Origin of the sequence: Nonomuraea sp. NPDC048892 (genome assembly GCF_040649735.1) — a bacterium.
GTDB classification, from domain to species: domain Bacteria; phylum Actinomycetota; class Actinomycetes; order Streptosporangiales; family Streptosporangiaceae; genus Nonomuraea; species Nonomuraea maheshkhaliensis.
In genome coordinates this window covers 185,284-198,141 of record NZ_JBEZFZ010000017.1, presented here as the reverse complement: position 1 = coordinate 198,141, position 12,858 = coordinate 185,284, and the positions used below count along the sequence as shown (strand labels likewise).

Below are 12,858 nucleotides of genomic sequence, written 5' to 3'. Positions count from 1 at the left end.
GGCTCGACGGCATGGCGTTGCAAAGCCTGCAGATCACGGCCGTCGTGGCCATGCGTGCCCGCGATGTCTCCAAGCCGTCGAAAGAGCAGCAGGAGGCCGCCGACCGGCGGCCCCTGCGCGACGAGATGCCCAGGCGCGACTCCAAGCGCAAGGGCTAGACAGGCGGGGACGGCCGCTCATGTGGTGGCCGCCCCGCTCTGGGCGCTCTCGCTAGGGAAGCGAGGGAAGCTGGCCGATCGTCTCGTAGGCGGCCAGTTGCGCGATGCGCCTGCTGTGACGCTCGCTGCCGGAGAACGACGTGGCCAGGAAGACCTCCACGAACCGGGTGGCCTCCTCGGTGGAGTGCATGCGGGCGCCGACGCTGACGACGTTGGCGTTGTTGTGCTCACGCGCCAGCTTGGCCGTCTCCTCGCTCCAGGCCAGGGCGGCGCGGATGCCGCGCACCTTGTTGGCGCCGATCTGCTCGCCGTTGCCCGACCCGCCGATGACCACCCCCAGGCTGCCGGGGTCGCCGGCGACGCCCTCGGCCGCGCGCAGGATGAACGCCGGATAGTCGTCCTCGGCGTCGTAGACGAAGGGACCGCAGTCGGTCACCTCGTGCCCGTGATCCTTCAGCCAGGACACGAGGTGGTTCTTGAGCTCATAGCCGGCATGGTCGGCACCGATGTAGACACGCACCCGTCCAGTCTTCCACAGCGCCGTGGATCGGGCTCGCCGACTGGAGTAAGGACCGCTAACCTTGTCGAGTCCTTACGCAAGCGAAAGCAGAGATTCATGCGAGAGATCCGCGTCGTCGGCGACCCGGTCCTGCGCACGCCCGCCGAGCCGGTGACGGACTTCGACCGCGAGCTGCGCCGGCTGATCGACGAGATGTTCCAGGTCATGTACGCGGCCGACGGCGTCGGTCTGGCCGGCCCGCAGATCGGCGTCTCCCGGCGGCTGTTCGTCTACGACATCGCGGGACGCAAGGGGCACCTGGTCAATCCGCTGCTGACCGTCGACGACGCCGAGGAGGTGCCCGACCAGGAGGGCTGCCTGTCCGTGCCCGACCGCCGGACGGGCACGCCGATCTACGCACCGTTGGCGCGGGCGGCGGGCGTGACCGTCGAGGGGCTGGACCGGTTGCAGCGCCCCGTGCGCGTCAAGGCCCGGGGTTCGCTCGCGCGCTGCTTCCAGCACGAGACCGATCACCTCGACGGCAAGCTCTTCGTCGATCGCCTGCCGCGAAACGAGGCCCGCTCCATCCTGCTGCGGGCATAACGTGGCCGCATGAGCGTGCTTTCCGGCAAGGGCGCGTTGGTCACCGGCGGTTCCAGGGGCATCGGCAAGGCCATCGTGGAGCGGCTGACCGGCGACGGCGCGGACGTGGTCTTCTGTTACCGGCATGAGGCGGAGGCGGCCGAGCGGGTCGCCAAGGCGACGGGCGCGCACGCCGTGCGGGCCGACCTCGGCAGCAGGCAGGATCTCGATCGGCTGTTCGCCGAGGCGGAGGCGCGGCTGCCCGGGGTCGACATCGTGGTCAACAACGCCGCCACCGTCGAGGGGCAGAAGACCTTCGACGCGATCACCGACGACGACTACGAGCGGGTGTTCGCGGTCAACGCGCGTTCCGTCTTCCTGTCCATCCAGTGGGCGGCGCGGGTGATGCGCGACGGCGGGCGCATCGTCAACGTCTCCTCGCTCAACACCGTGGTGCCGGCGCCGGCCCTGGCCCTCTACTGCGGCAGCAAGGGGGCGATGGAGCAGTTCAGCAAGGTCGCCTCGCGGGAGCTGGGCGGGCGCGGCATCACGGTCAACGTGGTCTCGTCCGGGGCCACCGACACCGACATGCTGAGGGCCGCCAACCCGCCAGAGGCGCTGGAGGCGACGCCCGCCTACACGGCGCTGGGGCGGCTCGGCCGGCCCGACGACATCGCGGCGGTGGTCGCGTTCCTCGCCGGGCCCGACGGGCGGTGGGTGACCGGGCAGAACGTGCTGGCCACCGGCGGGCTGTACGTCTGAGCCGTCCGGCCGGGGGCGCGGCGGGCGGCCGCTCAGGGGCCGTTCGAGGGCCGTTCCGGGGCCCCCGCGGGCCCCGGTGGCCGCTCGGCGCGGCTACAGCTGGAGCGACTTGACCTCGAGGTACTCCTCCAGCCCGTGCTCGCCGAGCTCGCGCCCCACACCCGACTGCTTGTAGCCGCCGAACGGCGCCAGCGGGTTGAACCGGCCGCCGTTGACCGCCACCTGGCCCGTGCGCAGCCGCCTGGCCACGTCGAGCGCGCGTTCCTCGGTGCCCGCCCAGACGGCTCCGGCCAGGCCGTACTTGGTGTCGTTGGCGATCTCGACCGCCTTGTCCTCGCTCGTATACGGGATCAGCGACAGCACCGGCCCGAAGATCTCCTCCTGCTCGATCGTCATGCCGGGTTCCACGGCGGCGAACACCGTCGGCTCGACGTAGTAGCCGCGCTCGTACGGCCGGTCGGTGCCGCCGGCCACCAGCCGGGCCCCTTCCTCCTGGCCCCGGTTGATGTAGTGGATCACCCGCTCGCGCTGGGTCGCCGACACCAGCGGGCCGATCTTGGTGGAGTCGTCGAACGGGTCGCCGACCCGGTAGCCGCGGGCCGTCTCGACGGCCAGGTGGACCGCCTCGTCGTACTGGTCGCGCTGGACGAGCATGCGGGTCTGCGCCGAGCAGGTCTGGCCGGCGTTGACGAAGCAGTTGGCCACGCCGACCTTGACGGCCAGGGCGAGGTCCGCGTCGGGCAGGATGACGTTGGCCGACTTGCCGCCGAGTTCGAGCGCGACCCGCTTGACCGACTCCGCGGCCAGCGCGGCCACCCGGCGGCCCGCGGCGGTGGAGCCGGTGAAGGAGACCATGTCCACCGCGGGATGGGCCGCCATCGCCTCGCCGACGACCGGCCCCCGGCCGCTGACCAGGTTGAACACGCCCGGCGGCAGGCCCACCTCGTGGAAGATCTCCGCCAGCGCGTACGCGGCCAGCGGCGCCACCTCGCTCGGCTTGAGCACCACCGTGCACCCGGCGGCCAGGGCGGGCGCCACCTTGCAGACGATCTGGTGCAGCGGGTAGTTCCACGGCGTGATCGCGGCCACCACCCCGATCGGCTCCTTGACCACCAGTGAGTTGCCCACGCGGGTCTCGCGCGGATAGTCGGCGGCGAGCGTGGCGTAGGAGGCGAGGACGCTCACCGGCATGAGCGTCTGCACTCTGAGCGCGAAGGCCAGCGGCGCGCCCATGTCGGTGGCGATGATCTCCGCCACCTGCTCTGATCGCTGTTTCAGCAGCTCGGCGGCGTCGGCGAGGAGTTTGCCACGCTCGGCGTGGGCCGCCCGGGACCATTCGGGGAAGGCTCGCGCGGCGGCGCCGGCCGCCGCTTCGACATCGTCGGGGACACCCGCGGGCACCCGGTCGATGATCTCTTCGGTGGCCGGGTTGACGACGTCGATGGAGTCGTCCGATGCCGAAGCGGTCCAGGAGCCGTCGATATACAGCTGACGCATGGCCCCATCTTTACAGTGCGTCAGGCCCGAGGGCGAGGGCTCATCCTGAGTCGGGGATAAGCCCTTTCCACCGCGGCCTGGTTTTCTTCCCCTCGGGGATCAGTCGAACTGCGGGCGCCGGGTGCGGGTGCGCTTCAGTTCGAAGAAGTCGTCGTACTGGGTCACGGCCAGGACGCCGTCCCAGAGCTTGCCCGCGTCGTCGCCGCGCAGGATCTTCGTGATGACCGGCCCGAAGAAGGCGTTGTCGCCGACGCGGATGATCGGGGTGCCGACCTCCTGGCCGACCAGGCCGATGCCCTCGTCGTGGGAGGCGCGGATGGTGGCGTCGTACTCCTCGGAGTGCATGGCATCGGCCAGGCTCCGTTCGAGGCCGGCGTCGTCGAGCGCGCCCTCGATGACCTCGCGCAGGCGCTCGGGCTGCTTGCTCAGGCCCTGGTTGTGCAGGCGGGTGCCGAGCCCGGTGTAGAGCTCGCCGATGACGTGCTCGCCGTGCTTGGCCGCGGCCGCCGCGATGACCCTGACCGAGCCCATGGCCTTGGCGGCGCGTTCGAGGTAGTCGGCGGGTACGTCTTTCTCCTCGTTGAGGAAGTAGAGCGACATCTGCCGCCAGCGGGGCTGGATCGGCCGGACCTGCTCCACCTCCAGCAACCAGCGCGAGGTCACCCACGCGAACGGACAGGAGGGGTCGAACCACAGGTCCACGGGAATCTTCTCTGTCATGTCTGCCCGTAACCTGAGGTGGTTCGGGTCCTATTCCCGGCATGGCAGGATACGGACAACCCCGACGAAGTGGTGAAAAGGAGCGCAACTTGGCAGGCAACCTGACCCGGGACGAGGCTCGTGAGCGCGCCCGGCTGTTGAAGGTCGAGTCTTACGAGGTCGCACTCGACCTGACCGAGGGAGAGGAGCGCTTCGAGAGCGTCACGACGGTCCGCTTCACCAGCACCCGGCCGGGCGAGTCCACCTTCGTCGACCTGCACGGGGCCACCGTCCGCAAGGTCACGCTGAACGGCGCCGACCTCGACGTGTCGGCCTACGACGCCGAGCGGGGCCGCTTCCCCCTCCCCTCGCTCGCCGAGTCCAACGTGCTGGTCGTCGACGCCGACTGCTCCTACATGCGCACGGGCGAGGGCCTGCACCGCTTCGTCGACCCGGTCGACCAGCAGGTCTACCTGCACAGCCAGTTCGAGACGGCCGACGCCCACCGCATGTACGCCTGCTTCGACCAGCCCGACCTCAAGGCCACGTTCCAGCTCACGGTGCTGGCCCCGGCCGGCTGGGAGGTCGTCTCCAACGCCGCCGCCTCCGTGGTGACCGAGCTGCCCGAGCAGGCCGGCCGGCACGGCACGGTGCAGGCGGCCAGGCGCTGGGAGTTCCCGGCCACGCCTGTGCTGTCCACGTACATCACCGCGCTGGTCGCCGGGCCCTTCCACAAGGTGACCTCCGAGCACGACGGCATCCCCCTGGGGGTCTACTGCCGCGCGTCGCTGGCCGAGCACCTCGACGCCGACAACATCCTTGAAGTCACCCGTCAGGGCTTCGACTTCTTCCACCGCGTCTTCGGCGTGCGTTACCCGTTCGGCAAGTACGACCAGCTCTTCGTGCCCGAGTTCAACGCGGGCGCGATGGAGAACGCCGGCTGCGTGACGTTCCTTGAGGACTACGTCTTCCGCTCCAGGGTCACCGACGCGGTCGTCGAGCGGCGCGCGGAGACGATCCTGCACGAGATGGCCCACATGTGGTTCGGCGACCTCGTCACCATGCGCTGGTGGGACGACCTGTGGCTGAACGAGTCGTTCGCCACCTACATGTCCGTGCTGGCTCAGGCCGAGGCGACGCGGTGGGGCAAGGGCGCGTGGACCACGTTCGCGAACGTGGAGAAGTCCTGGGCCTACCGCCAGGACCAGCTCCCCTCCACCCACCCCATCGCCGCCGACATCCCGGACATGCAGGCGGTCGAGGTCAACTTCGACGGCATCACGTACGCCAAGGGCGCCTCGGTGCTCAAGCAGCTCGTCGCCTACGTCGGCCTGGACAACTTCCTGGCCGGGGTGCGCGACTACTTCGCCGAGCACGCCTGGGGCAACACCGAGCTGAAGGACCTGCTCACCGCCCTTGAGCGCACCTCCGGCCGCGACCTGTCCTCCTGGTCGAAGGAGTGGCTGGAGACCTCCTGGGTCAACACGCTGCGGCCGGCGTTCGAGGTGTCCGGCGGGCGCTTCACCAAGTTCGAGGTGCTCCAGGAGGCGCCCGCGGACTATCCGACGCTGCGCTCCCACCGGGTGGCGATCGGCCTCTACTCGCTGGCCGACGGCAAGCTGACCCGGACCAAGCGGGTCGAGCTGGACGTGGTCGGCGCCCGTACGGACGTGGTCCAGCTCGTCGGCGAGGAGCAGCCCGACCTGGTGCTGCTCAACGACGACGACCTGACGTACGCCAAGATCCGGCTCGACGAGGACTCGATGCGGACGCTGGTCGAGGGCGGCATCGCCGCGTTCACCGAGTCGCTGCCGCGCGCCCTGTGCTGGTCGGCGGCCTGGGACATGACCCGCGACGGCGAGATGTCCACGCGCGACTACGTCAAGCTGGTCGTCTCCGGGGCGGGCACGGTCAGCGACATCACCGTGCTGCAGGCGGTGCTGCGCCAGGCGCGCATGGCGGTGCAGCAGTACGCCGACCCGGCCTGGCGGCCCGAAGGGCTGGCGCTGCTGGCCGCCGAGCTGCGCTCGCTGCTCGCCTCGGCCCAGCCGGGCTCCGACCAGCAGCTCGCCTACATCCAGGCGTTCGCCCCCGTGGCCAGTGCCGACGAGGACCTGACCCTGCTGGAGCACATCCTCGACGGCACCTCGGTGCCCGAAGGGCTGAGCGTCGACACCGACCTGCGCTGGAGCCTCGTGCACGCGCTGGTCTCCGGCGGCCGGCTGGCCGAGGCCGACATCGACGCCGAGCTCGAACGGGACCCTACGGCGACGGGTGAGCGCCAGGCCGCGCTCTGCCGGGCCGCGATCCCGTCCGCCGAGGCCAAGGCGGCGGCGTGGGAGCGGATCGTGGGCGGCAAGCTGGCCAACCACATCGCCCGTACGACGATCGGCGGCTTCCAGGACCCGCACCACCCCGAGCTGCTGGCGCCGTACCGCGAGAAGTACTTCGCGGAGGTGGGCCGGATCTACCGCGAGTGGACGTTCGACCAGGCCTCGACGTTCGCCGTCGGGTGCTTCCCCTCGCTGCTGATCGAGCCGGAGACGGTGCGGGCGGCGCAGGACTTCCTGGCGCGAGAGAAGCCGCCGCAGGCGCTGCGCCGGCTCATCCTGGAGGGCGCCGACGGTGTCAGCCGCGCTCTGCGCAACAGGGAGAAGGACGCCGCTTCCGGCTGATCTCCTTCCTGATCATGCGGCTGATCGGCCCTCGCGGGAACGCGGGGGCCGATCAGCCGCGCGGACATGACGTGGGCATCCTGGGCGCGGTGTTAGCCTCGAAACCGTGCTAGGCCAGGGGACCACCCTCAACGACCGCTACGTGCTCGGCGACCGCCTCGGCGGCGGGGGCATGGGCGAGGTCTGGCGTGCCGACGACACGGTTCTCGGGCGCTCGGTCGCGGTCAAGGTGCTGATGCCCGCGCTCTCCGAGGACCCGAGGTTCACCCAGCGCTTCCACAATGAGGCCAGGGCCATGGCCACGCTCAGGCATCCGGGCGTGGTCGACGTCTACGACTACGGCACCTGTGACGTCGCCGGCCGCCAGGTGAGCTTCCTCGTCATGGAATACGTGCAGGGCGAGTCGCTCGACCGCGTACTGCGGCGCGGCCCGCTGCCGGTCGAGACGACCATGCGCCTGGTGGCGGAGGTCGGCGACGCGCTGGCCGCCGCGCACGCGCAGGGCATCGTGCACCGCGACGTCAAACCGGCCAACCTCATGGTCAGGCCCGACGGCGGGGTGGTGCTCACCGACTTCGGCATCGCCCACTCGGCCTCGGCCGGCCAGCTCACGGCCACGGGGACGATGTTGTGCTCGGCCGGCTACTGCGCTCCCGAGATGGCCACGGCCAGCGACGTGACGCCGGCGGTCGACATCTACGCGCTGGGCGTGGTGGCGTACGAGTGCCTGAGCGGGCATCTGCCGTTCCAGGGCGACACTCCCGTACAGATCATCTTCAAGCACCTCAACTCCCCCATCCCGCGGCTGCCCGGCGACGTGCCGCCGGGGCCGCGGCAGGTGGTGGAGCGGGCGTTGGAGAAGGCGCCCGACGCGCGCTGGCAGACGGCGCCGCAGATGGCCCAGGCCGCGCGCCAGGCACTGACCGCTCCCGAGACGCTGCCCATGCCGCCCAGGCGGCGCGTGACCCGGGCGGCGCTGACCATCACGGCCGCCGTGGCGGTGTCGCTGGCCGTGGCGGGCTTCGTCTGGCTGCGGCCCTCGGGGCCCGCCGCCAGCGAGGAGGTACCGCCGCCGGTGATCGGCAGCACCACGATCGAGTTCACCCCCTCCTCACCGCCGGCCACCGGCCGGGATCTGACCTCGCCGCCCCCGGTCAAGCGCACGGCGGCGCCCAGGCCTACGCGCTCCGCGCCCGTGGCGACGACGTCGCCGCCCGCCGTGACGGCCGAGCCCACCACCACGCGCCCGGGCACGACGACGCCGCCCACCACGCCGGCCACGACGGAGCCCGAGGAGCCGACGCCCGACCCGACCACGCCTGGGCCTGAGGAGCCGACGGCCGAGCCCACGATCACCCGGCCGCCCGGGGAGATCCAGTGCATCCGCGCGCCCTGCCCCGGTTGATGAGCACGAGTTGACGTGCCCGAGTTGACGAGCTTGAGTCACCGGGCGCGAGTTGCTGTGTCTGAGTTGCTGGGCCCGGGACGCGTCGTGGACGACCGGCGGCGTGCCCTGGCTGGTGGCAGGGGTGATGCCGGTCGGGTTGGCGCTCCGGGAGGAGCGCGCCCAGCCCCGACCTGCCTGGGTTCCATGTCCTTGTCCGGCCGCTGATCGTGAGAAAGTCGTCGCGTGGACTCGACTCGTGACCTGTTCATCGCCCTCGCCCGCCGCTACGCCTTCGCCGACCTGGGCGCGCTCGCGCCTGACGAGGAGATCGCGGAGGTGTGCGAGTTCGGGCAGCGGTTGCTCTCGCTCGACGCGGAGGACTTCGCGGCCGAGGCCCGGGTGGTCCCCGCCGACCTGCGGCGGCGGGCACGGGCCTGCCACATGCCGCAGACGCCGCGCGAGCAGCCGCGCGGGGCGCTGGAGTCGCTGCGTCCCGCGTACGGGCTGCTGCTGGAGGTCATCGCCGTACGGTGGCACCGGCGCGAGCTGAGCCCGATGATCGCCGCCGTGCACATCGCCAGCGAATACCTGCCGCTGCTGGCCTTCGAGCCGCAGCTCGGGCACGCCGGCGATCCCGCCAGGTGGCCCGCGGGGCTGAGCGCGTCAGGGAGCAGGTTCGGCGTGATCGGCGACCGGGAGTGCGACCACACCAAGTCCGAGCAGTCGGCCACGAACCGGACCCTGCGCGTGTCCGGGGAGCCGGCGGAGGGCTGGCGAGCGTACTTCGACCGGCAGCACAGCCAGGTCTCCGGGGCGGTGGCCGTGTGCGTGGCGACCTGCCGCAACCCGTGCTCGGCCATGGACTGGATCGATCCCGAGCCGCGCGCCGACCTGCAGTCGCGGGCGCGCACGGCGCTGGCCTTCGCCGAGACGCCGCTCGTCCGGCTGCGTCACGCCGCGCCCGTGGGCCACGGGTTCGGGGTGCCCTCGCCCGAGGAGGTGCTCGACGCCTGGGAGCGCAGCCGGGCGGTGCTGGACAAGAACGCCGTCGGCTCGGCGGCGCTGAAGGACGACGGGTTTCCGCTGCCCGGGCTGCCGTCGCTGTTCTCGGCCGTGGCCGAGGCCCCGATCGAGCCGGCGTCGCTGCTGGCCGGGGTCAGCGAGCACGTCGTACGCCTGCTCGAACGGCACTGACGCCCGGCGGTGCGGCACGCCGGAGCCGCCGGGCGGCCGCTTGATCGCCGGGGCCGGTAGGGCCGGCGGAAGGCGCCTGGAACGGCGGCGCTAGCGGCGGGCGGTCGCCTGTTCGCCCAGGGCGGCGATGCCGTACAGCAGGCCGCCGATCAGGTCGCCCACGCTGAAGGCGGTGGCCATCGACATCGCGGTCAGCCGGCACGCGCTGTCGCTCAGCCGCCGCCGCGCGTCCTCGCCCGTGACGATCTCCAGCCCCCGGCCGGCGAGGTCCACGAAGATCACCACGGCGCGGTCGGCCTCATCACCCAGGGCGGCGTGCAGGCGTTCGGCGAAGTGGCGGCGCCCGCCCACCGGCTCGCCGATGAAGACGCCGAACCGCAGCCCGCTGCGGCGCTCGGCGGTGTGCAGGGCCTTCCTGACGTCGTCGGCCTGAGCGGCGGTCAGTCCCTTCATGCGCACCTCACCATCCCGCGGAGGCGCCGCCGACGCGCCTGCCGGGCTCGGCGGTCTCGGCTGCGGCCACCCAGTCGTGCTCGGGCACGTCCGCCCACGGGGGCACGCGGTCGGCCAGCACCAGCCCCGAGGTGCTCACGCCGCGCTCGCTCCTGGAGGGGCCGCCCAGCCACACCGGGCCCGCTTCGATCCGGCGGCGCGCGCCGCGCCCCGGCACCATGACGAGCAGGCTGATCAGCACGAACAGCCCCATGGACACCCCGATGAGAAAGAGCAGGATCTCTGCCGCGCTGTTCACAACAAGACCGTAATCCTCGTGAGCGGGTCCGGCCAGACCCGATGCCGGCCGCGGCCCCGCGTCTTTTCCCGGTAAGATCGTTTGCCGGGGCTTCTCTAGAGAAGAACAGTAGACATACCCCGAAATCAGGCGTGGAACACGATGAGCTGGGCCATAAAACTATGGACGCGGCAACACTAGGAATCGATCGAATCCCCGGGCTACGGTGAGTGACGTGGACTCCGACAACCAGCGAGAAGACGGTCTCAACGCGTCTCCCATCTGGGTGAGCGACCGACCAGAAAGCGAGCAGACCGCCGCCGCCAAGCCTTCGGCGCCCACCTCCACGTACGCGCCGCTCCAGCGCGCGTCCGTGCGCGACCTGCTGCAACAACCCCGTTTCCGCCGCCTGCGCAACCGGCTGATCGTGGCGGTCGCCGCGGGTCTGGTGGTGGGGTTCCTCGTGCACGACTGGCGGGTGGGCGTGACCGCGGGCGTGATCGCGGCCGTTCTCGAGGCGGTCTGGCGGGCACGCTCCAACTCCTCCGTTCCGGCGTGGCGGCGGTCGTCCGTGGCTGAGCGGCGCACCGAGGCGCAACTGCGCAAGCTCGAACGCAGCGGCTATCGCACGCTGCACGCGCGGGCGATCCCGGGCAGCGAGGCTCAGATCGACCACCTCGTGGTGGGCCCGACGGGCGTCTACGCGGTCGACTCCGAGAAGTGGGACCGCCGGCTGCCCGTACGCGTGCAGATGGGCAAAAAGCTCTTTCACGGCCCGTTCGACATGAAACCCCGCCTCACCGAGGCCAAGTGGGAGGCGTCGCAGGCCAGCACGCTGATCAGCGAGTCGTTCGGCCGCGAGATCGCCGTGGTGCCGTCGCTGGCCATCTACGGCCCGCCCGTGCCCTGGAAGATCATGACCATTCGCGGCGTGGACGTCTACCAGGGCGACCGCGCGCGTAAGTGGATCACCAAGCGGGAGCGGGCGCTGACGACCACCGAGATCGACCGCATCTACGACATCGCCGCCCAGGCGCTGCCCGCTCGCTACGGCGAGGACTGACCGGGCTCGTCCGCTTCAGGTTCATCCGCTCCGGCCGCCAGTCTCGCGCCGAACTCGTCGAGACGGGCGGCCAGTTCCTTGCTCGGCGGCAGCGTGGCGGGCAGCCGTGAATACACCGCCGCGCCGAAACCGGCCTGGCGCACGATGTGGTCGAGCAGCGCCTCCCTGTCGCGCGGCCAGGGGAACGCCGGCTGGGCGATGAGCAGGGAGACGCAGCCGTGCACGGCCGACCAGAGGCCGAGCGCGAGCTTCTCCGGGTCGCCTTCGAACACCCGCGTCTCCACGCAGGCCGCGACGGCGGCCACCATGTGGCGGAAGGCCGTCTCGGCGGCCGGTGGCACGCCCGGCGCCGCTGACGGGCGCAGCATCAGCACCCGGTACTGCACGGGGTGGTCGAGGGCGAAACGGGCGTAGGCGCGGGCGCATTTGCCGAGCGCGAGGAACGGGTCGCCGCCGAGGTTGCCGGTGAACACGCGGCCCAGCTCGTCCCAGACCCGCATGCAGACGGCCTCGACGAGCGCGTCCTTGTCGGCGAAGTGCAGGTAGACCGAGGGTGTGGAGACGCCCGCGCGTTCGGCCACGGCGCGCAGGGTGAGCGCGTCCTCGGTGCCCGCCTCGGCCAGCAGATCCTCGGCCGCGCGCAGGATCTCCTCGCGCAGCAGGGCCCCTTCTCCGCGTCTGGCGCGTACGCGTCTGGTGCTCACGCATCTCACATTGACGTCGTCAAGTTAACGATGTCAATCTGAGGTTCTGCGGAAGGGGCGTACTCCATATGGGGATTTTTCAGGAAGCGACCGCTGTGACGGCGCACGGGGATGGCGCGTTCGGCGCCACCCTGGACGCGCAGTGGAGCGTGGGCAGCCGGCTGCACGGGGGCTATCTCCTGGCCATACTGGGCCGGGCCGCCTGCGAGAGCGCGGCCGGCGGCGGGCATCCGCACGTGACGGCCGTCAGCGGCACGTTCATCGAGCCGCCCGAGCCGGGCGCGGCCGTCGCACGGGTCGAGACGCTGCGCGTCGGCAGGACCGTGGCCCAGGTCAGGGCCGCTCTCGTGCAGGAAGACCGCATCCGGGTCGAGGCGCACATCACGCTGGGCCTGCTGGACGACGCGGACCCGTGGTGGTCGGCGCACGAGCCGGTTCAGCTCCCGCCCGAGCAGGACTGCTTCCGCATGACCGTCGACCCCCCTGGCGCGAGCTTCAGCGTGCCGCTGATGGGCGTGATCGAGGAGCGGCTGGACCCCGCGCACCTGGCCTTCGCCGCCGGCGCCCCCTCCGGGCGCGGGGTGATGGCGAGCTGGCAGCGGCTGGCCGACGGCTCCGACTGGGACCCGCTGAGCCTGCTGGTGGCGCTGGACCCGGTGCCGCCGGTCTCGTTCGACCTGGGGCTGTCGGGGTGGGTGCCGACGATCCAGCTGTCGGCCTATCTGCGCAGGCTGCCCGCCCCCGGGCCGGTCAGGGTGCGGCTGGCGGCCACGGACATCTCGGGTGAGAGGATGGACGAGGTGGCGCATGTCTGGGACGACAAGGGCCGCCTCGTGGCCCAGGCCACCCAGCTCGCCGCCGTCCGCCTGCCGGACCGGCGGTAGTCGCTCGGGCGTGCGCGGGGCCGG

General features: G+C 71.5%; 14 protein-coding genes. 8 read left to right on the top strand and 6 right to left on the bottom strand.

The features are described from left to right. The first annotated feature begins 11 nt into the window (after positions 1-11). Positions 12-158, top strand: a complete 147-nt coding sequence (locus AB0C28_RS39855; protein ID WP_357856309.1) for a hypothetical protein — start codon at positions 12-14, stop codon at positions 156-158. 52 nt (positions 159-210) lie between these two features. Here AB0C28_RS39855 and AB0C28_RS39850 read toward each other — a convergent pair whose 3' ends face one another. After that, the gene (locus tag AB0C28_RS39850; RefSeq protein ID WP_346108204.1) at positions 211-678 is read right to left on the bottom strand and encodes a ribose-5-phosphate isomerase; all 468 of its coding nucleotides are present in this window, start codon (positions 676-678) and stop codon (positions 211-213) included. Between the two features lie 96 nt (positions 679-774). Between AB0C28_RS39850 and def the strand changes: the two genes are divergently transcribed. Then, positions 775-1,260: a peptide deformylase gene (gene def, locus AB0C28_RS39845; RefSeq protein ID WP_357856306.1), complete on the top strand. Its 486-nt coding sequence runs from the start codon at positions 775-777 to the stop codon at positions 1,258-1,260. Between the two features lie 9 nt (positions 1,261-1,269). Continuing rightward, positions 1,270-2,001: an SDR family oxidoreductase gene (locus AB0C28_RS39840; RefSeq protein WP_357856303.1), complete on the top strand. Its 732-nt coding sequence runs from the start codon at positions 1,270-1,272 to the stop codon at positions 1,999-2,001. 93 nt (positions 2,002-2,094) lie between these two features. Here the strand turns inward: AB0C28_RS39840 and AB0C28_RS39835 are convergent, their stop codons facing one another. Together AB0C28_RS39835 and AB0C28_RS39830 are read right to left on the bottom strand one after the other, a co-directional pair. Next, positions 2,095-3,498 (bottom strand): aldehyde dehydrogenase family protein, encoded by a 1,404-nt coding sequence (locus AB0C28_RS39835; RefSeq protein WP_357856300.1) that lies wholly within the window; start codon positions 3,496-3,498, stop codon positions 2,095-2,097. Between the two features lie 99 nt (positions 3,499-3,597). Next, positions 3,598-4,218 carry a DsbA family protein gene (locus tag AB0C28_RS39830; protein WP_357856297.1) on the bottom strand — a complete coding sequence of 207 codons (621 nt, stop codon included), beginning with the start codon at positions 4,216-4,218 and terminating at the stop codon, positions 3,598-3,600. Between the two features lie 89 nt (positions 4,219-4,307). Between AB0C28_RS39830 and pepN the strand changes: the two genes are divergently transcribed. From pepN to AB0C28_RS39815, 3 genes are all read left to right on the top strand, one after another. Further along, on the top strand, positions 4,308-6,872 hold the full coding sequence (gene pepN, locus AB0C28_RS39825) for an aminopeptidase N (RefSeq protein ID WP_357856294.1): 2,565 nt from the start codon (positions 4,308-4,310) through the stop codon (positions 6,870-6,872). 106 nt (positions 6,873-6,978) lie between these two features. Beyond that, complete coding sequence (locus tag AB0C28_RS39820; RefSeq protein WP_358080501.1) at positions 6,979-8,277, top strand: serine/threonine-protein kinase; 1,299 nt, start codon at positions 6,979-6,981, stop codon at positions 8,275-8,277. 225 nt (positions 8,278-8,502) lie between these two features. After that, positions 8,503-9,453, top strand: a complete 951-nt coding sequence (locus AB0C28_RS39815; RefSeq protein WP_357856288.1) for a hypothetical protein — start codon at positions 8,503-8,505, stop codon at positions 9,451-9,453. A 90-nt stretch (positions 9,454-9,543) separates the two neighbouring features. Here the strand turns inward: AB0C28_RS39815 and AB0C28_RS39810 are convergent, their stop codons facing one another. Both AB0C28_RS39810 and AB0C28_RS39805 read right to left on the bottom strand, forming a co-directional pair. Then, positions 9,544-9,906 (bottom strand): DUF5130 family protein, encoded by a 363-nt coding sequence (locus tag AB0C28_RS39810; RefSeq protein WP_346108189.1) that lies wholly within the window; start codon positions 9,904-9,906, stop codon positions 9,544-9,546. 7 nt (positions 9,907-9,913) lie between these two features. Then, positions 9,914-10,204, bottom strand: coding sequence for a hypothetical protein (locus AB0C28_RS39805; protein WP_357856285.1), 291 nt, complete (start codon positions 10,202-10,204; stop codon positions 9,914-9,916). 214 nt (positions 10,205-10,418) lie between these two features. On the opposite strand from AB0C28_RS39805, the gene AB0C28_RS39800 reads away from it, so the two are divergent. Next, positions 10,419-11,246, top strand: coding sequence for a nuclease-related domain-containing protein (locus tag AB0C28_RS39800; protein ID WP_357856282.1), 828 nt, complete (start codon positions 10,419-10,421; stop codon positions 11,244-11,246). Here AB0C28_RS39800 and AB0C28_RS39795 read toward each other — a convergent pair. Continuing rightward, positions 11,231-11,950, bottom strand: a complete 720-nt coding sequence (locus AB0C28_RS39795; RefSeq protein ID WP_357856279.1) for a TetR/AcrR family transcriptional regulator — start codon at positions 11,948-11,950, stop codon at positions 11,231-11,233. The genes AB0C28_RS39800 and AB0C28_RS39795 overlap by 16 nt on opposite strands. 95 nt (positions 11,951-12,045) lie before the next feature. Between AB0C28_RS39795 and AB0C28_RS39790 the strand changes: the two genes are divergently transcribed. Beyond that, positions 12,046-12,834, top strand: a complete 789-nt coding sequence (locus AB0C28_RS39790; RefSeq protein ID WP_358080499.1) for a thioesterase family protein — start codon at positions 12,046-12,048, stop codon at positions 12,832-12,834. Positions 12,835-12,858: the final 24 nt, after the last annotated feature.

What these genes read in the sequence shown, in the direction of transcription:
- AB0C28_RS39840 (WP_357856303.1), top strand. Translation starts at nt 1,270, where the DNA reads ATGAGCGTGCTTTCCGGCAAGGGCGCGTTGGTCACCGGCGGTTCCAGG.
- AB0C28_RS39810 (WP_346108189.1), bottom strand. Translation starts at nt 9,906, where the DNA reads ATGAAGGGACTGACCGCCGCTCAGGCCGACGACGTCAGGAAGGCCCTG.
- AB0C28_RS39835 (WP_357856300.1), bottom strand. Translation starts at nt 3,498, where the DNA reads ATGCGTCAGCTGTATATCGACGGCTCCTGGACCGCTTCGGCATCGGAC.
- def (WP_357856306.1), top strand. Translation starts at nt 775, where the DNA reads ATGCGAGAGATCCGCGTCGTCGGCGACCCGGTCCTGCGCACGCCCGCC.
- AB0C28_RS39830 (WP_357856297.1), bottom strand. Translation starts at nt 4,218, where the DNA reads ATGACAGAGAAGATTCCCGTGGACCTGTGGTTCGACCCCTCCTGTCCG.
- AB0C28_RS39855 (WP_357856309.1), top strand. Translation starts at nt 12, where the DNA reads ATGGCGTTGCAAAGCCTGCAGATCACGGCCGTCGTGGCCATGCGTGCC.